The organism is Maribacter halichondriae (assembly GCF_027474825.1).
GTDB classification, from domain to species: Bacteria; Bacteroidota; Bacteroidia; order Flavobacteriales; family Flavobacteriaceae; genus Meishania; species Meishania halichondriae.
Window position 1 is genome coordinate 1055827 of record NZ_CP107030.1, and the last position, 20174, is coordinate 1076000.

General features: G+C 40.4%; 23 protein-coding genes and 1 tRNA gene. 17 read left to right on the forward strand and 7 right to left on the reverse strand.

Features of this window, described 5'->3' with window-relative positions; all coding sequences use genetic code 11:
- The first annotated feature begins 34 nt into the window (after positions 1-34).
- Both N8A86_RS04810 and N8A86_RS04815 read left to right on the forward strand, forming a co-directional pair.
- Complete coding sequence (locus N8A86_RS04810) at positions 35-733, forward strand: tetratricopeptide repeat protein (protein ID WP_273568025.1); 699 nt, start codon at positions 35-37, stop codon at positions 731-733.
- Positions 730-3909, forward strand: coding sequence for a CHAT domain-containing protein (locus N8A86_RS04815; RefSeq protein ID WP_273568026.1), 3180 nt, complete (start codon positions 730-732; stop codon positions 3907-3909). The genes N8A86_RS04810 and N8A86_RS04815 overlap by 4 nt, the downstream gene beginning before the upstream one ends.
- A 41-nt stretch (positions 3910-3950) precedes the next feature.
- Here N8A86_RS04815 and N8A86_RS04820 read toward each other — a convergent pair whose 3' ends face one another.
- Both N8A86_RS04820 and N8A86_RS04825 read right to left on the reverse strand, forming a co-directional pair.
- Positions 3951-4685, reverse strand: coding sequence for a hypothetical protein (locus N8A86_RS04820; protein WP_273568027.1), 735 nt, complete (start codon positions 4683-4685; stop codon positions 3951-3953).
- 85 nt (positions 4686-4770) lie between these two features.
- Positions 4771-6132, reverse strand: coding sequence for an alanine/glycine:cation symporter family protein (locus N8A86_RS04825; RefSeq protein ID WP_273568028.1), 1362 nt, complete (start codon positions 6130-6132; stop codon positions 4771-4773).
- 185 nt (positions 6133-6317) lie between these two features.
- On the opposite strand from N8A86_RS04825, the gene N8A86_RS04830 reads away from it, so the two are divergent.
- The 15 genes from N8A86_RS04830 (at position 6318) to N8A86_RS04900 (ending at position 15175) form a co-directional block, all read left to right on the forward strand.
- Positions 6318-6390, forward strand: a tRNA-Met gene (locus N8A86_RS04830).
- A 622-nt stretch (positions 6391-7012) separates the two neighbouring features.
- Positions 7013-8167, forward strand: a complete 1155-nt coding sequence (locus N8A86_RS04835) for an NADH-quinone oxidoreductase subunit B family protein (RefSeq protein WP_273568029.1) — start codon at positions 7013-7015, stop codon at positions 8165-8167.
- A gap of 8 nt (positions 8168-8175) precedes the next feature.
- Positions 8176-8451 carry a hypothetical protein gene (locus N8A86_RS04840; protein WP_273568030.1) on the forward strand — a complete coding sequence of 92 codons (276 nt, stop codon included), beginning with the start codon at positions 8176-8178 and terminating at the stop codon, positions 8449-8451.
- 15 nt (positions 8452-8466) lie between these two features.
- Positions 8467-8793: a hypothetical protein gene (locus tag N8A86_RS04845; protein WP_273568031.1), complete on the forward strand. Its 327-nt coding sequence runs from the start codon at positions 8467-8469 to the stop codon at positions 8791-8793.
- Complete coding sequence (locus N8A86_RS04850) at positions 8790-9080, forward strand: hypothetical protein (RefSeq protein ID WP_273568032.1); 291 nt, start codon at positions 8790-8792, stop codon at positions 9078-9080. The genes N8A86_RS04845 and N8A86_RS04850 overlap by 4 nt, the downstream gene beginning before the upstream one ends.
- Before the next feature lies 1 nt (position 9081).
- Positions 9082-9372 (forward strand): hypothetical protein, encoded by a 291-nt coding sequence (locus N8A86_RS04855; RefSeq protein ID WP_273568033.1) that lies wholly within the window; start codon positions 9082-9084, stop codon positions 9370-9372.
- A 7-nt stretch (positions 9373-9379) separates the two neighbouring features.
- The gene (locus tag N8A86_RS04860) at positions 9380-9655 is read left to right on the forward strand and encodes a hypothetical protein (RefSeq protein WP_273568034.1); all 276 of its coding nucleotides are present in this window, start codon (positions 9380-9382) and stop codon (positions 9653-9655) included.
- A 29-nt stretch (positions 9656-9684) separates the two neighbouring features.
- Positions 9685-11559, forward strand: coding sequence for a nickel-dependent hydrogenase large subunit (locus N8A86_RS04865; RefSeq protein WP_273568035.1), 1875 nt, complete (start codon positions 9685-9687; stop codon positions 11557-11559).
- The gene (locus tag N8A86_RS04870) at positions 11552-12091 is read left to right on the forward strand and encodes a hypothetical protein (protein WP_273568036.1); all 540 of its coding nucleotides are present in this window, start codon (positions 11552-11554) and stop codon (positions 12089-12091) included. The genes N8A86_RS04865 and N8A86_RS04870 overlap by 8 nt, the downstream gene beginning before the upstream one ends.
- Before the next feature lie 4 nt (positions 12092-12095).
- A complete protein-coding gene (locus tag N8A86_RS04875; RefSeq protein ID WP_273568037.1) occupies positions 12096-12491 on the forward strand; it encodes a helix-turn-helix domain-containing protein in 396 nt (131 codons plus the stop codon).
- Between the two features lies 1 nt (position 12492).
- The gene (locus N8A86_RS04880) at positions 12493-12786 is read left to right on the forward strand and encodes a hypothetical protein (protein ID WP_273568038.1); all 294 of its coding nucleotides are present in this window, start codon (positions 12493-12495) and stop codon (positions 12784-12786) included.
- A 34-nt stretch (positions 12787-12820) separates the two neighbouring features.
- A complete protein-coding gene (locus N8A86_RS04885; RefSeq protein WP_273568039.1) occupies positions 12821-13597 on the forward strand; it encodes a DUF6503 family protein in 777 nt (258 codons plus the stop codon).
- A gap of 14 nt (positions 13598-13611) precedes the next feature.
- Positions 13612-13944: a hydrogenase maturation protease gene (locus N8A86_RS04890; RefSeq protein ID WP_273568040.1), complete on the forward strand. Its 333-nt coding sequence runs from the start codon at positions 13612-13614 to the stop codon at positions 13942-13944.
- Positions 13914-14123, forward strand: a complete 210-nt coding sequence (locus N8A86_RS04895; protein WP_273568041.1) for a hypothetical protein — start codon at positions 13914-13916, stop codon at positions 14121-14123. The genes N8A86_RS04890 and N8A86_RS04895 overlap by 31 nt, the downstream gene beginning before the upstream one ends.
- 65 nt (positions 14124-14188) lie before the next feature.
- Complete coding sequence (locus N8A86_RS04900) at positions 14189-15175, forward strand: DUF6503 family protein (protein ID WP_273568042.1); 987 nt, start codon at positions 14189-14191, stop codon at positions 15173-15175.
- A gap of 11 nt (positions 15176-15186) precedes the next feature.
- Here N8A86_RS04900 and N8A86_RS04905 read toward each other — a convergent pair whose 3' ends face one another.
- The 5 genes from N8A86_RS04905 to hypE are packed head-to-tail and all read right to left on the reverse strand — an operon-like array spanning position 15187 to position 20160.
- Positions 15187-15957 (reverse strand): ATP-binding protein, encoded by a 771-nt coding sequence (locus N8A86_RS04905; RefSeq protein ID WP_273568043.1) that lies wholly within the window; start codon positions 15955-15957, stop codon positions 15187-15189.
- 21 nt (positions 15958-15978) lie between these two features.
- Entirely contained in the window at positions 15979-16236 is a 258-nt protein-coding gene (locus tag N8A86_RS04910) for a HypC/HybG/HupF family hydrogenase formation chaperone (RefSeq protein ID WP_273568044.1), read from the reverse strand.
- Between the two features lie 16 nt (positions 16237-16252).
- Positions 16253-16918 (reverse strand): TetR/AcrR family transcriptional regulator, encoded by a 666-nt coding sequence (locus N8A86_RS04915; RefSeq protein ID WP_273568045.1) that lies wholly within the window; start codon positions 16916-16918, stop codon positions 16253-16255.
- A 9-nt stretch (positions 16919-16927) separates the two neighbouring features.
- Entirely contained in the window at positions 16928-19048 is a 2121-nt protein-coding gene (locus N8A86_RS04920; RefSeq protein WP_273568046.1) for a TonB-dependent receptor plug domain-containing protein, read from the reverse strand.
- Between the two features lie 53 nt (positions 19049-19101).
- A complete protein-coding gene (gene hypE / locus N8A86_RS04925; protein WP_273568047.1) occupies positions 19102-20160 on the reverse strand; it encodes a hydrogenase expression/formation protein HypE in 1059 nt (352 codons plus the stop codon).
- Between the last annotated feature and the right edge of the window lie 14 nt (positions 20161-20174).

Here is a 20174-nt window from a genome sequence, read left to right on the forward strand (position 1 = left end):
ACAAGAACAACAAGAGCTTTTTGAGCGCTATCTCATGGGTGAAATGCCTATTGCCGAACAGCTATCATTTAAAGCGCGCCTTGCCGATAATGATGACCTAAGTAAATCATTTGAGGAATTCAAAGCTCTTTTTGAAACAGTTGAGGAAGCAGCGCTATGCGAAAAACTGGAAGATTTTCATAGTAGCGTTATTGAACAGAAAGAGGAAACTCCAACAAAAACGTTAAACATCTCAAAGTTTCGATTCAACTATCGTATTGCCGCTTCAGTTACGATTTTATTGGCAATCGGTGGCTTTTGGTTTTTCAATAGCCAAAACTCCAATGAAAAACTTTTCAATGAATATTATAGCCCCGATCCGGGATTACCAACCGTCATGGGAGCTAACGATAATTATGCCTTTTATGAGGCAATGGTTGACTACAAACAAGGGAATTATGACATTGCCATTGCCAAATGGGAAAAGTTATTGGTCTCAAAACCTGAAAATGATACGTTGAACTATTTTTTGGGGTCAGCATATTTGGCAATTGAAGAACCCACTAGAGCAGTTTCATTTTTAGAAAAAGCAATTCAAGCAAAGTCGTCAAGTTTTAGGAATGAAGCACACTATTACGTCGGTTTAATATATTTGAAATCAGGGAAACAACAGAAAGCAGTAGAGGCACTTAACTCAAGTGAGCTGCAAAAAGCCGCGGAACTTCATCAAAAATTAACAGCATCACAAAAATGAGCGGAATCCACAAAATTTGGTTTTTACTCTTAATAGTTGTGTACCCCATAAAGGGCAGTTCCCAAGAAAAAGAAGCCGAATTTGAAATGGTCATTGAACGTCTTATCACACAAGACAGTATTCAAAAGGCAGAAGAACTGGTTATTGAAAAAATTGCGCATGCTAAACCGCAAGAAGATTATGAGACCCTATCAAGATTGGTGTATTGGCTTGGGAAAATCGAAATAACTACGAACTCTGAAAAACTGTTTCCGCAGGCTACAAAATTATTTCAAGAAATCACTCGAGCTTCAAGTGCTTCAAGTGTACTGTTCCACGCCCATCTAGGAATATCAAAACTTTACAACGAAAAAGGAAACGCTGGCAAAGCCTATGAAGTAGCAAGCACGGCCAAAAAAATTGCGTTATCTCTAAATGATACCGAAAGTGAAGCTGACATTTTTTTCTATTTAGGAGAATACGGACTGCGATCCGGCAACATCAATACTTTTGAAGAGAATATGAGAAAAGCACATGCAGTTCTAAAAGCAAATGTTGGACAAGAATTTAAACTCTCTCCCCGTATTCTAAACTATATGGGTGCGCTCATGTACCTAACATCAAAACCAGATAGTGCACTTTATTTCTATAATAAGGCGCTTACCAAAATTGATGTTATGGAGAAAAACAGTGGAAACCAACTTTATTTTCCAGCTGCAATAAAAGCTAATATAGTGCTTTTGAAACAAGCCCAAAACCAGTATGACGAAGCGTTAGAACTTGCAAAAGAGTGCGTTTTTTTGAACAATCGTTTCTTGAAATCGGAGAAAAAACATCCTTTAAGATATCGATCGCAACGTAATCTATCACTTGCCTATCGCAATCTGGTTTCTCTATACGAACAAGTTGGTGATTATGAAAAAGCCAATAGAATTGCGGAGTTGGCTTACAACCATGCGAAAGCCAACTTTGAACCGCAACTATTAGAAAATTTCTCTGCTGTCACCTTATTAGCAGAGGCAAAAATTGCAAACAAGGATTTTGACAGGGCCATTGAAATATGTGGGGAGGCTGAAACGTCGTTAGCGCTTATGCAAGGGGAGAATCCGTTATTGAAAGCAAATCTTTATACCATTTTGGGAGGCGCTTTTTACGGAAAGAAAAACTACTCAGAGGCCATGAAATATTATGAACTCGGAAATGAATTTCATGGAATGGCTCAGGAAGGCACCTATAGTAGTGACCGCCTTTTTGCAATGATGAACCTTGCACTTTGTTATGCACATCTTGAGAAAAACGAAAAGGCCAATTCCATTTTAGAAGATGCCTTCGCCGCAACTGGGGAGAACGGGAGACTGAAAAATTCGGTCGTGATTGCTCAAGCGAGGGTCGCTAATATTCTTAGAAATTACGAGCACCTGCAATCATCTACGAATAAATTTCTAAAGGAGGATTTAGATGTGAATAACCCAGCCACCAATGCCTACCGAGCCGAAATGATTGCAATGAACGCAAAAGCCATCTATCATTTGAACACTACGAATGATGTAGAATCACTTAAGAAAATAGCCGTCTCATTACAAGAAGCCGTTCAAATACTGGAAGACAGAAAATCATCCATCTTTACTCAAAATAACATTAGCGAGCTTATACAAGACCATGAGCAGGTTTTTGATTTTGGGAAAAGAATTAATCTTGAGCTCTACAATCGTACAAGAAGCCCATCAGATTTGAAAAATGTATTAAGTTTTCATGAGTCGTCTATTTATAGCCGCATTCGGTCGCGGTTAGATCTTAAGGAGAATGGATCTACATTCAAGCTTGCGGAAGAAACCGCTCTGCGTGAAAAGGAACTAAAGCAAAAAGTTAATTCTGAAATTGAAGATGCCACTACTTACTTGAAAAATGTGGACGAATGGAATCTCTTTCTCGATTCTTTAAAAGTCTCTAATCCGAAATACTACAAAATGCGCTATGCAACAATAGCGGTACCCTTGTCCGATTTAAAAAAACAGATTCCTAAGAATACAACTTTGGTCCGTTATTTTTTTATTGATGATACATTACATGCCTATGTGGTAAATTCTTCGCTTGAAAAATTAATACCTTTAAAATCGAATGACATTGAATTTCATATCAGGAAATTATCTGACTATCAAACAGATGTTTCAAACCTATCAAACTCCGCCAATAAACTTTATGAACAACTTTGGAAACCGATCGCTTCATCCATCAGCACAGAGAAGGTCATCATCTTTCCCGATAAGGAATTGTTCAATCTTAACTTTGAATTGTTGACCCAGGAAAATATAACCTCATTTGAAGAACTCAGCCAGAAAAGTTTGTTGTCAAAATTTTCCATTTCTTATAATTACAGTCTTTTACTACTTGATAAAAAAAGAAAGACCATTGATTACAATGAGGACTTTATCGCATTTGCGCCAGAATTCAATAAAAAAATGAAGGATGATTATCAGATTGCGATTTCCGATTCCATTGATTTGGACAAAACTTACTTAAGACTTTTGCCTCAGCCTTTCAGTTCAGAACTGGTAAATAAATTCACGAAAAGATTCCGTGGTCAATCCTTTTTAAATGAGAAAGCTTCGAAACAATTATTTTCTAAAACCGCCAGGGAACACAAAATCATTCACATAGGCACCCATGCCGAATCGAATAACATTAGTCCGGAGTTATCTAGATTGGTTTTCGCCAAAAACGTTTCCGATTCGCTCAACTTGAATGACAACTACCTTTACACCTACGAAATTTACAATCAAGACTTGAGCTCAAATTTGGCCATTTTGACGGCTTGTGAAACGGGTAAACCAACGTACCAACCAGGTGAGGGTATGATATCACTGGCGCATGCTTTCAACTATGCTGGCAGTGAAAGCATTTTAACCAGTTTATGGCAAATTGATGAGCGATCGAGTACCCAAATATTGGATTATTTTTATACTTACCTTGAACAAGGATTACCAAAGGATGTAGCATTACGGCAAGCCAAACTGGATTATTTGGCCACTGCAAAAGGAAGAACGTTGCACCCTCAATATTGGGCCGGACTGGTTTTAATGGGTGATACTTCACCCATAGAACTTTCAGGGTCGAACCTATGGCATTGGATAAGTATTGGGCTTGCGTTAATAGTACTACTTGTTTTTGTTCTTTTCAAAAGAAAAAGCCTTCATTAAGTGAAGACCTTTTCTAACTACTAACTAAATCAAATTTTGTTTTATCCCCTTACATTGGGATCATTATCATCTGGGTCTAAATGAGCAGGTGAACCATCCCCATCTTCATCGATAAATCCACCTCCATCAGGTCTTACATGCAATTGAAAATTGAAAGGCAAAAAAGTATCTAGGGTTCTAGCATCGAATTCCGCTGTTGGTGCAGCCGATATTTGAATTGCAGAATTAACAGAGCCTAGACCAGGCACCAAAACAGAACGCACCCAAACCAAACCTGTGAAATCACCGAACCGTAATAGCCTTGCATTGAAATTTACCAAGAGACTTTCAAACTGTTGACTTTCATTTCTGGAACAGATTACCTCAAACCCTTGACTATGGCCATACACAGAAAACATAGTATTGATTTCCCTCGCCATAATGGCATCAAAATCGGACAAACCGAAAACTGATGAATTTGGAATCCATCTAAAAAAAACGGCGTTGTCATTTCTTAGAATATCCAATCCTAGTGTTGCGGTTTGAGAATCGGTAATTTGAGAACCAGTGTACCCTTGCGGATATTCCAAACTTAATAAGGGTTGTAAATTATGGGTTACTCGCCCACCAGAATTTTTAATTATTGGAAATTCTGGGAGAGGTAAGAAAATTCCATTGGCCATATTCCAATAGGCCGCAGCGGGGCCTTGAAAGTTGTTACAAAACTGTGCTTGAACCGCTTGTAAATTATTCTCCGTCTGACCCGGACTTTCATCCTTACTGCAAGAACCTAGCAAAGAAATTACCAGAATACCAACAAGCCTTAAATCTCTTTTTTCATGATGTCGTTTTCTTTACTATCGAATAGAAAAGAAAATGTCATCAATTTGATTTCTTCAAATTTGAAAAATACTCCTTTGCCGCTACATTTACCTTGGGCGCCAATAGGAGAACGGCAATCATATTCGGTATCACCATTAATGCATAGGATAAATCGATGAGGTAAGTTACCAGCTCTACAGAAGCTACTGCTGCAAAAACAATCGTAATTATAAAGTATACATTGTATAACTTACCGATTTTAGCGTTCGTTAAAAAAGATAAACTTTTGACACCGTAATAAGAATAAGTAAATAAAGTAGATAAAGCGAAAGCCGTCACTATGATCATCAATAAATCATCTCCATATCCGAAGAGGGTGCTCTCAAAAGCGGAAAGCGTCATTACAATTCCATTAGAATCTTCCAAATAAGCACCGCTCAAAATAATGACGACGGCAGTCATGGTGCATACCAAAATGGTGTCTATAAAGGGGCCCAAACTCGCCACCAAGCCTTCTTTTATGGGATTATCCGTCTTCGACTGCCCGTGGTACATCGGCGCGCTACCCAAACCGGCTTCGTTAGAAAACATGGCCCTCCGTACCCCAATGATGACCAAACCCCAAAAACCTCCCGTTACGATGGTATCAAAATTCCAAGCCTCGGAAATGATCATTTTTAAGGAAGGAAGTATTTGCGCCGCGTTCAGCACCATCACCGCGATTACCGCAACCAGATATACCAAAACCATAAAGGGTACAATCGCAGAAGCCACCTTGGCGATTTTGGTCAAACCACCAAAAATCACAAAGGAAGTGATGACGGCCAAAACAATTCCAACGGTCAACTTCCAATTAAATTCGCTCATCTCAAAAATCGTATTTGATGGCTCAACAACACTCATAAAGGTTTCCGTGAATTGATTTGCCGTAAATACTCCGAGGAAACCAAATAGTCCGCACACTGCAAAGAACATAGCCAAAGGCCGCCACTTCTCCCCTAGTCCTTTTGTGATGTAGTACATTGGCCCGCCTTGCAATTTCCCTTCGGAATCAACACCACGGTACATTATCGAAAGGCTACAGGAATAAAATTTAATACACATACCTATTAATGCGGTCATCCATATCCAGAAAACCACTCCAGGGCCACCATAATGAATGGCTATCGCAACGCCAGAAATATTTCCCAGACCTACTGTAGCCGCAACCGCGGCCGAAAGCGCTTGAAACGAACTAACGTCTCCTTTGGCATTTTTATCATCATACTTGCCAGCGGTAATCGCAATGGCGTGGCCAAAAAAGCGATAGGGCAAAAACTTGGAGTAAAAAACAAGAAATAGTCCGCCAACTATCAATAACAAAAACATAGGCCATTCGGTAAACGGAATGGCTTTTGAAAGAAAATCGTTGATCGCATCCATACATTCGAAGGTATGGATTTTATGAATTTTTTAGGTAGCTGCTTGAAAAAAGATTCTCTTCACAAGTTTTGATAATGACAAGAAACCGTTGTATATTTGTCGCCCGTTAACGTAAATAACGTTTTCGACTTTCTCGTCGGGTTTTATGCCCCGAAGTTGCAAAACAAGTGAGATAAAACCCATATCGCGGGGTAGAGCAGTAGGTAGCTCGTCGGGCTCATAACCCGAAGGTCGCTGGTTCGAGTCCAGTCCCCGCTACTAGCAAACAAAGGGCTTTCAAGATATTGGGAGCCTTTTTTTATTGATTGGGTAAAACATAGGTAAAACAAAAATCGGGTTAAGCGCCTATTAAATATACTTGGTTGATAAACGAACCCGCTCTCTCCTTGCACATTCCCCCCAAATCTTACCATGACTTACCTGCGCGTGGATCCTGCTGAGTTTCTTTAGCGTCCCGACAGGTAAGCGTTAAGAAGAAACTTTGTAGGGCGCAACCGTACCTTTGCTCGGCACACCATACTTTTCCTCTCCCTAACCACAAAAGCACCCGTAGGGTGTTAGATTCTATAGCAAAGCTCAAGTTGATTTTTTGGATAATTTTAGTCCCGTAAAAGATTAATTAACGAGAACACTAAAAAAGATTAGAGCTATGAACCTCATGAATTATGATGTGTCTATTTTTTTTCACAATACTTTCCTATAAGGCATTCCTTTTTATTAGTCTTAAATATGCCTTTATATTGCTTTTCAGTGTGACATCAAACTGAGCCTATAATATCCAAATTCAAGCAAAACGAAAAAAGAATTAGAAAATATTTTCTATAATAAATACGTCATTTCATTGAGAATTTAGAAGTGTTTATCCTAATTTTATGGAGATATGACACAGGATCTAGCTAAACAATTTCAAGGCCCAATATCCAATGTTTTTGACGAGGTGCACGCTTTTTGGATTGCTGGCGGCAGCTGTGATGGGTGTTCTATCGCAACTGTTGGCGCCAGCAGTCCATCTGTGGAAAACCTATTAAATGGAACTATTCCAGGGGCGGCAAAAGTAATTCTACACCATCCGGTGTTAGCAGTTAATGCAGGTGAAGAATTTATAAAACCTTTCAGACTAGCTGCTAAAGGGGAGCTAGGCGCTCCATTTGTGGTGTTGTGCGAAGGCTCCATAATGGACGAAAGTTTGGCGGCCGAAACCGGGGGCTATTGGTCAGGGCTTGGCGCGGATGAAGATGAAAATGGAGATCCTCAACCTATTCCTTCCTCCAGTTGGGTTACCAGAATGTCAGAACATGCTGCTGCGGTAATAGCGGTAGGTACCTGTGCAACCTGGGGCGGTGTTCCGGCAGCGGCCAATAATCCCACCAACGCGGCTAGCGTGATGGACTTACTGGGCGAGGACTATAGAAGTGTCTTAGGATTGCCAGTTGTCAATATACCGGGCTGCGCACCACAGGGGGATAATATTACCGAGACTATAGTAGCAGTATTAATGTTTTTGAATGGATTGACTCCGTTACCCGAGTTTGATGAATTAGGCCGGCCGTCTTGGCTGTTTGATGAAACTGTACATAGAGGATGTACTAGGGCGGGATTTTACGAAGAAGGTAATTTTGCAGATGAACATGGGGATAAGGAATGCCTTGTTGAAATTGGTTGTTGGGGCCCTGTTGTACAATGTAACATTAATAAAAGGGGCGCTATTAACAATGCGGGTGGATGCATGAATGTTGGTGCACCTTGTATCGGATGTACGATGCCAGGTTTTCCTGATAGCTTCGCGCCATTTTATAAAACGGCACCGGGTACAATGGTTTCATCTAATATTTCTAGAGTAACCGGTACAGTAATCCGCAATCTCCGGGAAATGACGATGACTTTTCATAATCGAACAGATAGGTGGAATAAGAATGGGAAGGTTCCTTCGGGTTGGGGCCATGTTAAGGAACCCAATCTATTAAAGAAAGTAATGCATTATACCTATGAAAAAATGCAATTTAGTGATAGCCCAAAACCTGGTTCTAAAAAATAATCACTTCAATGGAGAATGAAACACTTTTTAACGAATGGTTAATCGGACTAGGATTGGTCTCCTTAATTGTCGTGATTGCCGCAGTACTTTTGATTTTAGTATTCTTAGCGGCAAAACGAATCTTAAGATTGGCCGGAGCGGCATTGGAAATTGTCACTCAAATAAAAAATAATACTTCAAGCATTTGGGAATTGGAAACTACCAATAAGGTAGCTGTTGATATTCAAAATGAAGCGGAAGCAATTGAAGCACATGCTACATTGGTAGCTGAAGCTTTGGAATAATAAGGAAATAAAAGTATGAGCACGGGAATTCAATTATGGATAATATCATTGGTCATTGGCCTTGTAGTCATTGGCGTAGTGGCATTTCTTCTCAATTTAGTAAAGAAAACCGCCGTTAAGATCGACGATACCGCTGCAGATATTTGGACTCAAGGAAAACTTACAGCAAACAACACGATTCATATTCCTTTGTTTTTAACTAAAACGAACCAAGTGGCGGGCAAAATCCTAAAAGCAGCAGTAGCTATTGTGGGAGGTTCAAAGGCCATTACGCAACATATTGAAGGTTGTCCGGGCTGTCCTTATTGTATCTTGCAATCCTCTAAAAATAATGTCCTATGAGTGTATTGTTAATGGTCATTACAATTCTGGCGGTACTTCTTTTGGTGTATGTTTTGGTGCATTATCTAAGAGGAATTATCAAACTACTAACCAGCATCGGAGGTAGTGGTTCTAGTTATTTGGCTAAATTGAGGCTAGGTCTTAGGGCAATTGAAACTGAAACAGGGCATCTTCCTACTCAAGTTACCAAGTTGAATGGAGCCCTGACGGAAGTAGCAGGGGGACTAAAAGTGGTTGACGATGAATTAGAGGCATCTATAAACGCCGCGGTAAAACAAAAAGTGTAGTATGGAAACTGTAAACATTTTATGGTTGATATTATTAATAGTTACGGTACTTGTATTACCATACCTAATCCATTTGTTGCACAAGACATGGCAGGCGGCAAGGTCCATCGAACGTTATTTTAAAGAAATGAAGGAAGCTGGAATTGGAATTGCAAACAATACGGAACATGTTAAAGCTTTGGATGATACTATTGGTGTCGCGTCGGGCATTTTGGGAGTTGCAGGGTCTATAAATGAACATTCGGACACCTTAAAAACAACCTTGGCGGCCAGAGCGGAAAAAATAAATTAGAAATTCAATGAATACAACAACACTATTTGTAGCTACACTTATTATCGTTACCCTTTTGGTGTTGGTATTGGTTATATATCTTATATTGATTATAGTTGCGCTACGAAGAGCCGGAACCCACCTAGAAGGTCTGGCCGGAGGGTTGAAAAAAATACAAGATGATACCGGACCATTGGGAGAGAAGGTAGGAGTCATTAATGGTGCACTACAACAACTCCACAGTGGATTATCCTCCGTAGATTCGCATCTAGTCGCTATAGCAAAAGTTTTAAAACTAGTCTGATTAAAATAATTTAAATAATAATATCGCCTATGTGCTTTAAAAATTTACCGATTGCATTTGATGAAGATGGAAACGCCTATTTAAAAGAAGGTCTCAAAGATCCCTATGAGCATAAAGTAGTCGATTTAGGTGAGGAGCAGGAAGTTTTAAAAGGCTTGTTGGAACGCAACGGATTTATCAGAAATATAGATTATGACCCAGTAACCCGTGTTGCCGGTGCGCTCGCTTTTCACAGCGTAGTTGACTTGGAAAAAAGGAAGGTATTGTCTACAAACTCAATGGCTACGCTGTTTCGTGGCTATGAAGTGATTCTAAAGGGTAGAGACCCTAGGGATGCAGCTTATATTAGTAGTAGAGCTTGCGGAGTTTGTGGTGGCGTACACGCTACAACCGCGGCCTTGGCCATTGAAATGGCCTTAGACATCAAGCCACCACCATTGGGCATTGTTATGCGTAATATTCTATTGGCCATTGAATACCTCTACGATCATCCATTGCACCTTTTCTTGTTGGCCGGTCCTGACTATTCAGAAGAATTGGTTCGTGAGACCAATCCTGAACTCATAGATAAGGCGGCAGCTACTAAAGCAAAGCATAAAGATGTTCATGATTATGAAACCGTTTTGGATATCATGAAAGATTTGAACCCCCTAAAAGGTAAATTATATCTCGAGGCATTGTCAATGACCCGTGTAGCTAGAGAAGCATACGTTTTTATCGGGGGTAAATATCCCCATCCTCAGTCTGTCGTGCCAGGCGGACTTTCGGTCACTGTGACTGCTTCTGTTCTTAATGAAGTCTACAGTAGATTGATTAAGTTTTTCGATTATAGCCAAAAAGTAACAGGAATCTGGGATGATGTTTTTGATTTCTTTTTGGAAAGCAACCCAGAATATGCAAAGTGCGGTATTCGACCGGCGACCATGATGGATACGGGGGTTTGGGATAGGCCAGACCATTATGACGCTTCTTTTGAAAATTGTGATAAATGGGGCGAAGCACGATGGTCTACACCGGGAGTTTTGGTAGATGGCGAGGTGGTTACCACGAAGCTTACCGAATTGAATGCAGGTTTAGAAGAATTTGTAGAACATTCCTATTACGAAAAATGGGACGGACATCGTTTTAAAGAAGATCCCAATGGGATGCCTTTAAGCCCAAACCATCCCTGGAACAAGGAGACCATTCCGAAACCCGGAAAGCAAAGCTGGAAAGACCGTTATAGCTGGGATACTGCCCCTACGTGGGACAGAATGCCGATGGAGGCTGGTGCGTATACCAGAATGTATATGACCGCAAAAGCGCAAAAAGCCCCTGCAAGTCAATTTTTGGAAAATACGGGAACCAGTATGAAAATTCATGTGCCCAAACATTTTCTCCCAGAAAAAACCTTAGAATGGAAAATTCCGGAACATTGGAATGCCTTTGAACGTAACAGAGCAAGAGCGTATTGTATACCCTATTCGGCCATGGTCGCTATGGAGAATTGGCTGCTTGCAATGGATCTTATCAAAAACGGAGAAACAAAAGTAAGTGTGCCATACGAGATTCCTAAAAAAGGAACACATATCGGTTTTGGAGCATGGGGTGCCGGCAGAGGTTTCCTAACACACCATCTCATTGTGGAGAATGGTGTTATTGAAAATTATCAAATTATTACCCCGTCCACACTTAATGCAGCACCAAGAACTCCTTGGGGTGAAATGGGCCCTTATGAAGAGGCGGTACTAAATACACCCATTCTTGAAAAATTCGATAAACCAGAAGACTATAAGGGCATCGACATTTTAAGAGCTATCCGTAGTTTTGATCCTTGTATGCCTTGTACCACACATATCATGGCCAAGGATTCTGATCATATGGTAACAAGAGAGGTAACAACCTGTGCATGTGGTATTGAATAATATCCTAATAGGTACGGTTGGTTATCACCTATTACGTAATCATTCTGTAGGCCCTATTTTGCTTCCGCAACTAAATGCGGAGGCTTGGAATGACAAAGTGACCATTGAAGAAATGAACTGGGGTCCTATTGCCATTGTTCAATATTTTCAAACACTTAAGATTCCGTTTGACCGCGTTATTTTTTTAGTGGCTATAGAGAGAGCAGAGCGGAAAATTGGTGATATCTCCGTTTATCAATGGTTGGGAAAACTGCCTGACGAAAAACAAATTCAAGCTTGTGTTGGTGATGCGGCGACTGGTGTGATTTCGGTTGAAAACCTCCTTGTGATAGGTGAGTTCTTCAAAATTTGGCCCAAGGAAGTATTTTTGGTTGATGTTGAACCGGGAGAAGAGCAGGCCGGTGAGCACCTCACTGAGGAGGTAAAAGATAAGATTCCTGAAATTTTACGTATTTTAGAAGAGCTGACCCAGGATGGAGCGGTTTTGATGGAAACTAAAAAGCTGCAAGGGGACACACTATTCGAAGAGTAAGAATATGAATGATAAAATAGAAGACAGCCCATTACGTTCCCTTTTTTGGAAGGATGAGATTCTGCAGGTATTATACTGGATGCACGGTGAAGGTATGGGGTCAGAGGTAAGTCTGCCTCAAATGCTTCCCTTTTTAAATACTTCTTATCAAAATTTAGAATATCATCTTCAAAAAATAACTGATGCAGGTTTGCTTGTCGGTGATAAGAAAGAAGGTGTCATCTATTACAAATTATCTGAATCTGGCAAAAAAGAAGGAGGTCGGCAGTTTGCCGAGGCATTTCAAGGTATGCAAAAAGCTGGGCATGGAGAATGCGGTCCTGATTGCGAATTTTGTTACGGTTCTGACGGGGTAAAGCTTGAAAACTGTGTTCATAACTGTGCTAGCGGCTCCCACTAATATGAAACCTATACTTTTTAACAATGTAGAGTTCAAGGAAATCATGCAGTATATGCAAGAATTGGTCAAACAATCAGCGACTATTGAAGATGAGCAAACAAAGGAATTTATTTCGGAAATACTCAAGTATTATGACTTAATGCATCGCGAGCCTCTTTCAAGAATGCTTCAAGCTATTGAAAGTAGCTACCCTGATTTAAAAGATACCCTAAAACAAGACTATACAATAAATACACTTTTAGAGCTTTATGATTTTGAAAGCACCAACCTCCCTAATATTCAAAAAAAGACCTAGTTTTCTGCTTATTTTGCTGACTGTTTTGCTGGGTATGGGATGCAAAGATGATTCTAAAAAGGATAGTACAGCAGTACAAATTGAGGCTGCCAATCAAGACTTGAGCGAGGCGGAGAAATTGGTAGATGAAGCCATAAATCACTCCGGAGGCATGAGCAATTGGGCCGCTAAAAAAACCTTGTCCTATACAAAAAACATTCAAAGTTATGATTCCACAGGTACTTTACTTCGAACCGTAGCACAAGCGCATAAGTATCGGTTAAAACCTTCCTTCAAGGCAAATATCAGTTGGGAGCAAGATGGAATCAAACACGAAATAATCAATAACGGAGGGCAAGCCTGGAAATTGGTCAACGGAAAAATTCAGGATGACGAAGCCTCTGTAAATACCGCTTGGAATTCTTCATTCGGTTCTCAGTATATGGTAAGTATGCCATTTAAATTAAAGGCCCCCGGAACCATACTAAACTATGAAGGTATTGATACCCTATCCAATAATAGAAAAGTACATAAGCTTAAAGTTACTTATGAAAAGGGTGCTGGAAGTTCAGGAGGAATGCATACCTGGCATTATTTTTTAAACATGGATAACTATCAATTTGAGGCTAATTTTTTAGACCATGGTAAGGGATTCTCCTATACCGATTATGAAACCTTTGTAGAGGTTGATGGCATAGCTGTTACCAAGGAAAGAAAAAGTTATGGTTCGAATGAAAACATGGAAACTACCTACCTTAAAACTATATATAGCAATTCCGATATTCAATTTGATGTAGAATTGCCGGAAGAATTGTTTAAAGTAAACAACTAAACTATTGGGCTACTGTGCTGAAAAAAATCCTAATTGCCGGAGTTGGTAATGAATTAAAGCAGGATGATGCCTTCGGTATTGAATTCGCCAAAAAATTTCGGGATGTTGTTTCTCATTTAGGCCATATTATGGTAATGGAAGTGGGTATCGGAGGTATTCATTTAGTACAAGAGTTACACGCAGAGTATGATATTTTGGTATTAGTAGATGCCGTGGCGTGGGGCGAAGAGGCAGGCCATATTTATTTTCGGGAAATGGAAAAAGTGTCCGATATTGAGGAAATGCCCGTTTTTGAAAAAGAACGTTTCTTGCCGACATGCACTATACCAACCCTATCAGAGCCTTGATGTTGGCCAAGGCATTGAAAGTCTTGCCCAATGAAGTATATATCTTGGGTTGTGAGGCTGCAGAACACAATGACTTTGCTATCGGAATGACCACTGTGGTTGAAAATGCGATACCTCGAGCGATCGGCCAGTTGCAAAGCTGGCTGAGCACTAAAAAACTGGCAAATTTTGAATTGTGACAGGTATATAAAATTATTTCTTTTTAAGTAGGATTTTTGTAACTTTATAAGACAAATAGCATATTATGAATCAGGACATTAAGCCAAATCAAAGCCCCAAAAAGGTTCAGAAACAATCCGAGGAAAAAATCCCTTGGTGGTTTAACATGCATGTAAAAGACTTGGTAAAACCCATTACCATAAAACGCATACAATTAGTATCTGCAGGAGCACTTTTACTTGCTTTAATTGCTGGTGGATCATATGCATGGGAAAATTTTTTAAGGGAGCCCACGGGTGCTGAATTTGTTGATGATATCGTTGATGCAGCCGGTGGTCTTGATACCTGGAATAGCATTGAACATGGGCAGTTTACACGTACCCATAATTTGTACGATGATACTGGTGAATTATTAAAGTCTACCGAAGAGACTTTTTATTTCAAAAGAGGAAAGGAAGGCCTAAAGTTGCAGGTTAAGTCTGTTGGAAATGATAATAGTGAAGTGGTGGTTGGAAAGGATGACGAAGGATTTTGGGCAACCAAAGACAATCAAACGGTAGACCCAATGGTTGCAGCCAAGGATGAAGGAATGATGTGCGATTCTAAATTTTGTGACCCTCAATGTGCTTCTTCGATGGCATTCTTTCGGTTTTCAATGCCGTTTAAACTAAAAGATAGGGGAGTGAATGCGAGTTTGGCATCAACGGGATTCAATATTGCGGAGTTGAATTTGCTGGGAGGTTCTGGTAAAGAACCGACTTTGCTTGATATTTCTTATGACCCCAAAGTGGGAAAGGATAGCTGGCGGTTTTATGTAGACCCTCAGGATAAATTGATTCACAAAGTTGAATATTATAACAAGTCTGATAAAGGGGAAACCCGCCCCGAAGAAATTTATTGGACAGATCACAAAAACGTTGATGGCATAACTTTTAGCCATCGATGGACAAGGTATTGGCCCAATGGCAAGGTCATGGACGAATATGTGTATTCAGACGTGAACTTGGACAGCGAATTACCTGACGGATTTTTCAATAGAAGAAATTCTTCGTCAATTGCTGCAAATCGATAGACTAGGTTTAGCTACCCGGCTAGAATAGAATCGCATAATTTTTCTAAGGCTTTTACTACTTTGGCCTCAGGGTCAAAATCGATAACGGACATCCCTTTCAGGTCTGCAGCCATGACCTGTTCGTCAAACGGAACGAATGCCGCAATCGGAAGGTTGATTTTAGCGCAGTACTCGCGTATGGCCATTTCATCTTCTTTCGTGCGTACCTTATTGGCAATGGCCTCAACTTGACCAATACCCAATTGTTCCGCCATTTCAGCAAATCGCGATGCCGCCTCTAAGGATCTGTAATAGGGTTCGACCACCGTATATATTTTATCAACATATTTAGAGGTTCCCCGTTTCATATGTTCTAGCGATGCCTCTGTATCCAAAACCATAATTTGGCCTTGTTCAGAGGTTAAGGCCGCATTTACCAATTCGCGAACAACGGTATGTGAACCACACATACATCCAGTTCCAGCCTTTTCAGGTTTCCCTACCTTTAGCAAGGTCACATTATCTGTCACCTTTTGCCCATACGTATCCAAAACTTCTTGAAAGGGCATTTTGACCTGAAATTTCCATTTCCCATCTTCGGTCTCCACTCTTTCAATAATATCGGTGCTTAAATTAGGCGGTCCCACATCAGATTTGTCAATACCCAGAACAATAGAGAGGTTGGGGTTGGGGTCGCCATCGATAGCAAGTACAGTATCACCTTTGGCTCCGAAAATACGGCAAAGCGTTCCACTAATAGTGGTTTTACCCACTCCACCTTTACCTGCTATTGCTATCTTCATTACAATTTGAGTTTGGTACTATTATTGGTCGTCTGGCCGTATATCATCAAGTTCATCGGTTCCCAGTAGAAAATCCATAGTACGTTTTGCTTCTGCCTCATCCACTACACTCATGGCTACACCAACATGAACCAGCACATAGTCGCCTTCCACGGCCTCTGGAACGAGGCCTAGATTGATTTTTTTTACAATACCATCGAAGGATACTTTGCCTATTCTGAAAACACTTTCTATTTTATCCTCAAAACCTATAATTTTTCCGGGTACAGCCAAACACATGAATATGGATTTAATATCAGGTTAATTTACGGAAATCAAGCGAGATAGATTCATCCAAATAAAATTTTAATTGAGGCAGTATCACAGCTTCAAATTCCATCCACCCGGCTTCGGTAAGCAAAGGAACCAATTGATTCCAAATAAATTCTTTAAAATGCCCCTCACCAATTTCACTTTTACCACGCACCTGACGTTGCGTAAGCCAAAATGTAATAATCATCCAAATTGATTCTGCAGTATGTAGGTATTGCCTATCTAATTGTTCAGGTTTTATGATGCCTTTTTCCGAATTCAACCGCAACCATTCTTCTATTTGTACAATCATTTTCTCCAAATATGTCACACGTTTTGCGTGCATTTTTGGGTAGGCCCTTTCCATTTCAAGGAGATCCAAGAAATAAAAGGAATACTGATTGAGCACAAAAAAATAGCGTCCCAAATGATTGTCAAAGTCAATGAGGGATGGAAAATTTTGGTCAACGGATAATAACAACTCCAGTTCATTTCCCAATTCTGCGTCTATAGCTTGAATTATAGCTTTTTTGCTGTAATAATGGTACGCAAGATTTCCCACGCTAATACCCGATTCGTCGGCGATTTGTTGCAGGCGAATATTGACCAATCCCTTTTCATTAAAGAGTTTGATAGCAGCGTTTAATATTTTTTGCTTCGTACCGCTCATTGAATTTGTCTAATGCTTTCCGGCAACTCCCAGTCGAACTATTAGCTGCGCGTTAATACTGCGACCAGGCGCAAAAAAGCGCGTTTGATTTCCCGGCGTACCTCTGAATACATGACTTTGATATTCTTTGTCGGTCAAGTTGTCCACAGATAGCACAAACTTTGAATACGGAAATTTCGGGAAGGCCTTATGTAGATTAACCCCTGCGCTTATATTAAATAAAGAATAGGCATCTGTCTCTCTTTCAGTCGGAGCAGGCCGAGACTGTTTGGAGGTAATAATACTCTCCACACGTCCGAAAAAGGTATCGCTATAATTTCGAATTTGAAAACCTATTATATTTTGGTCGGCTGGCATAAAAGCCAAATCATCATCTGTAATCTCATTTTTACCTCTGATGTAGGATCCACTCCAGAAGATATTGGACAATTTCCCGATGGAGTAGCTCAATTGATACTCAAAGCCGGTTAACCGTGCTTCTCCCACAGCTTGATTTTGGATATTAGGCGTACCCTGGAAATCGACGCTTACCGGCACGTACAGATCGTTTACGAAGTTTTGGTAAAAATTTAGATTAAGGTCGAACTTGTCACTATCGAACGCATAACCCAATTCGTAAAACACTCCTTTTTCTGGTCCAAGATCAGGATTAGGTATTACGCCGTCGGCAAAATTGTACTTAGAAAATAAGTCAGGGCCTCTAAAGGAATTCGCTAAATTGATAGAGAAATCTGATTTTTCAGAGGCATGGATTTTGGCACCAATGTTTCCTGTGAGAGCACTATTATTATCCGAAATGTTATCGTCATTATATAAGTCTGCTATCTCAGGAATAAAAAACGGCTCACGTTCAATTTCGTTCTTTACATTGTCATACCGCAAGGCGATTAACAAATCAAATGCATCACTGACCTTCCATTCTTCTACGGCAAAAACTCCAATGGAGGTAGCATAACTATCGGGTTGAATTTGACCCGGTGGCGGAGCTACTTGATTTACCTGTACCCCCATTGGATTAAAAATATCCACTACCAATTCCCTTTTAGTTCCAAAACGATGCTCCCTCAGGTAATCTGCGCCGATAGTCAACTTGGAGTTTTCCGCTAAACGAAGTGCGGTAAAGGCTTTAAAGCCACCAAAATCGACATCTACATCCAAATTGGCATCAATTCTTCGATTAATGTTCATGGTCTCTGGAAAAAACACATTCGTCACCTGTTCTATATGTAAACGTTGCTGTTTGAAGTAGGCGCTAAATCCAACTTCTTCGATAATCCCTGAAAACTCTTTTCCGCTATAGTTAAAATTATAATCCGTCTGTTCATCGGGTGAAAATAGTCGTACAAGTACCGGTGGTCCGGGTGCCCCAAGCCCTCCGGGAAAACCGACATCGTCATTTTTAAAAAATTTACCACTAAATTCAAATCGATGCTTTTCCGCTGGAGAATATCCAATGTTCCAATCGAAGTAGTTTGATTTGAATTGACTGTTAGGTACCTCACCTCCGGGTGTATCTGTATTATCCGCATCGCGCAGACCGCCACCAATTAAAAAATCAAAGCCCTTACCACGGCCCTCGACCTCGAGCCTGCCGCGCGAATAGGAATTCACAGATTGGTAACCGCCATATAAACTTGCACCTACTTGAAAGTCTTTACCATAGCCATTTTCCGCCTTTCGGGTAATCACATTAACAAGTCCGCTTACAGCATCACTCCCCCAAAAGGCTGAGGCCGGACCCTTGATTACTTCAACACGTTCGACTTGCCAAGGATCTATCAAGGCGTAACTTCTTATACGACCACCTACAAAGGAATTGCCGTCAATCAATATAGGCGCTCTTTCTCTCGATAACCCTCTAATTATCGGTGTGCTGGTAATGCCACCATCATTCTGAATTACTACGCCGGGTACGTATTTCAAAATTTCCGTTGCCGAAGGCGGTTGGTTTTCAAGGATTGCGCGTTGTTCGATTAGGGCCACATTGACGGGTAGATTCTTAAGGGGAGAGGAAGACCTTGTTGCAGTGACTTCAACGGGGTCTATTTGTATCGTATCCTGAGCTTGTTCTTGCCCATAAAATAAAGTGTGTACAAATACAAAAATGAGGGTAATAAAGTAGTTTTTCATGTGTTTTCGTGTTAGTTAGGCAGAACAAAATAGGAAAAAAACTAATACGGGATTTAACAGATACGAGGCAGCTGCTCCCCAACTAACATATTTACAATGCGTTTACCGCCTATAGAACTTGTGAGAACTACTTGTTTTGGATGGGTTTCTGTCACTTCCCCTATGATGGCAGCATGTTTTCCAAATTCCATAGATTGAAGCTTTTTGACAACCTCTTCGGAGATTTTATCAGTGACCACCGCAATGAAGATTCCCTCATTGGCTACATAAAGTGGATCCAAACCAAGGATTTCACAGAGCGCACTTACTTCATTTTGTAACGGGAGCTTTTTTTGCAAGATTTCTACGCCTAGATTTCTATCCCTTGCAATTTCATTTAATACTGTTGCCACACCACCTCGGGTCGGGTCTTTTAGTAAATGGATATCTTCTCCGAATTCATCGAGTAGTTCGGCAACTATATAATTTAAACCTCTGGTATCACTTTTTACAGCGGTTTCAAATTCTAAGCCCTCGCGTACCGACATGATGGCCACCCCATGGGTAGCGATTGAATCACTTACAATAATTTTATCGCCAGGTTTTACATTTTGGGTTGAAATTTGAGCGCGTGCATGTATTTGCCCAACGCCACTAGTGTTTATGAATATTTTATCACCTTTTCCTTTTTCAACCACCTTGGTATCTCCGGTCACTATTTGTACACCAGCTTGCTCCGCAGCCGATTTAATAGCCACCAGTATATCCCAGAACTCGGTCATTTTTAAACCTTCTTCCAGGATAAAACTTAAAGAAAGGTATTTAGGGATGGCCCCGCACATGGCCAAATCATTCACAGTGCCGTTCACTGCTAACTCGCCAATATTACTATCAGGGAAAAAAATAGGAGAGATGACAAAACTATCTGTAGTAAACGCTGTTTTACCTTTTAATTGTAATACAGCCCCATCATGGCGCTGTCGTAAATGTTCGTTGTCGAAAAGATGAAAAACGCCAGAATCAAGTAATTTATTAGTTAAAAGACCACCACTACCATGACCAAGAGTTATTATATCGAAGTCCAATTCAGGCATCGGACATTGCAGTTTCATTTTCAAGTTTTTTTCTGACATGAATTGTATCGGAT

Coding starts and splice junctions, on each gene's coding strand:
- N8A86_RS04810 (WP_273568025.1), top strand. CDS start 35: ATGGGTGAAATGCCTATTGCCGAACAGCTATCATTTAAAGCGCGCCTT.
- N8A86_RS04815 (WP_273568026.1), top strand. CDS start 730: ATGAGCGGAATCCACAAAATTTGGTTTTTACTCTTAATAGTTGTGTAC.
- N8A86_RS04825 (WP_273568028.1), bottom strand. CDS start 6,132: ATGGATGCGATCAACGATTTTCTTTCAAAAGCCATTCCGTTTACCGAA.
- N8A86_RS04835 (WP_273568029.1), top strand. CDS start 7,013: ATGACACAGGATCTAGCTAAACAATTTCAAGGCCCAATATCCAATGTT.
- N8A86_RS04840 (WP_273568030.1), top strand. CDS start 8,176: ATGGAGAATGAAACACTTTTTAACGAATGGTTAATCGGACTAGGATTG.
- N8A86_RS04845 (WP_273568031.1), top strand. CDS start 8,467: ATGAGCACGGGAATTCAATTATGGATAATATCATTGGTCATTGGCCTT.
- N8A86_RS04850 (WP_273568032.1), top strand. CDS start 8,790: ATGAGTGTATTGTTAATGGTCATTACAATTCTGGCGGTACTTCTTTTG.
- N8A86_RS04855 (WP_273568033.1), top strand. CDS start 9,082: ATGGAAACTGTAAACATTTTATGGTTGATATTATTAATAGTTACGGTA.
- N8A86_RS04860 (WP_273568034.1), top strand. CDS start 9,380: ATGAATACAACAACACTATTTGTAGCTACACTTATTATCGTTACCCTT.
- N8A86_RS04865 (WP_273568035.1), top strand. CDS start 9,685: ATGTGCTTTAAAAATTTACCGATTGCATTTGATGAAGATGGAAACGCC.
- N8A86_RS04875 (WP_273568037.1), top strand. CDS start 12,096: ATGAATGATAAAATAGAAGACAGCCCATTACGTTCCCTTTTTTGGAAG.
- N8A86_RS04880 (WP_273568038.1), top strand. CDS start 12,493: ATGAAACCTATACTTTTTAACAATGTAGAGTTCAAGGAAATCATGCAG.
- N8A86_RS04885 (WP_273568039.1), top strand. CDS start 12,821: ATGGGATGCAAAGATGATTCTAAAAAGGATAGTACAGCAGTACAAATT.
- N8A86_RS04895 (WP_273568041.1), top strand. CDS start 13,914: ATGCACTATACCAACCCTATCAGAGCCTTGATGTTGGCCAAGGCATTG.
- N8A86_RS04900 (WP_273568042.1), top strand. CDS start 14,189: ATGAATCAGGACATTAAGCCAAATCAAAGCCCCAAAAAGGTTCAGAAA.
- N8A86_RS04905 (WP_273568043.1), bottom strand. CDS start 15,957: ATGAAGATAGCAATAGCAGGTAAAGGTGGAGTGGGTAAAACCACTATT.
- N8A86_RS04910 (WP_273568044.1), bottom strand. CDS start 16,236: ATGTGTTTGGCTGTACCCGGAAAAATTATAGGTTTTGAGGATAAAATA.
- N8A86_RS04915 (WP_273568045.1), bottom strand. CDS start 16,918: ATGAGCGGTACGAAGCAAAAAATATTAAACGCTGCTATCAAACTCTTT.
- N8A86_RS04920 (WP_273568046.1), bottom strand. CDS start 19,048: ATGAAAAACTACTTTATTACCCTCATTTTTGTATTTGTACACACTTTA.
- hypE (WP_273568047.1), bottom strand. CDS start 20,160: ATGTCAGAAAAAAACTTGAAAATGAAACTGCAATGTCCGATGCCTGAA.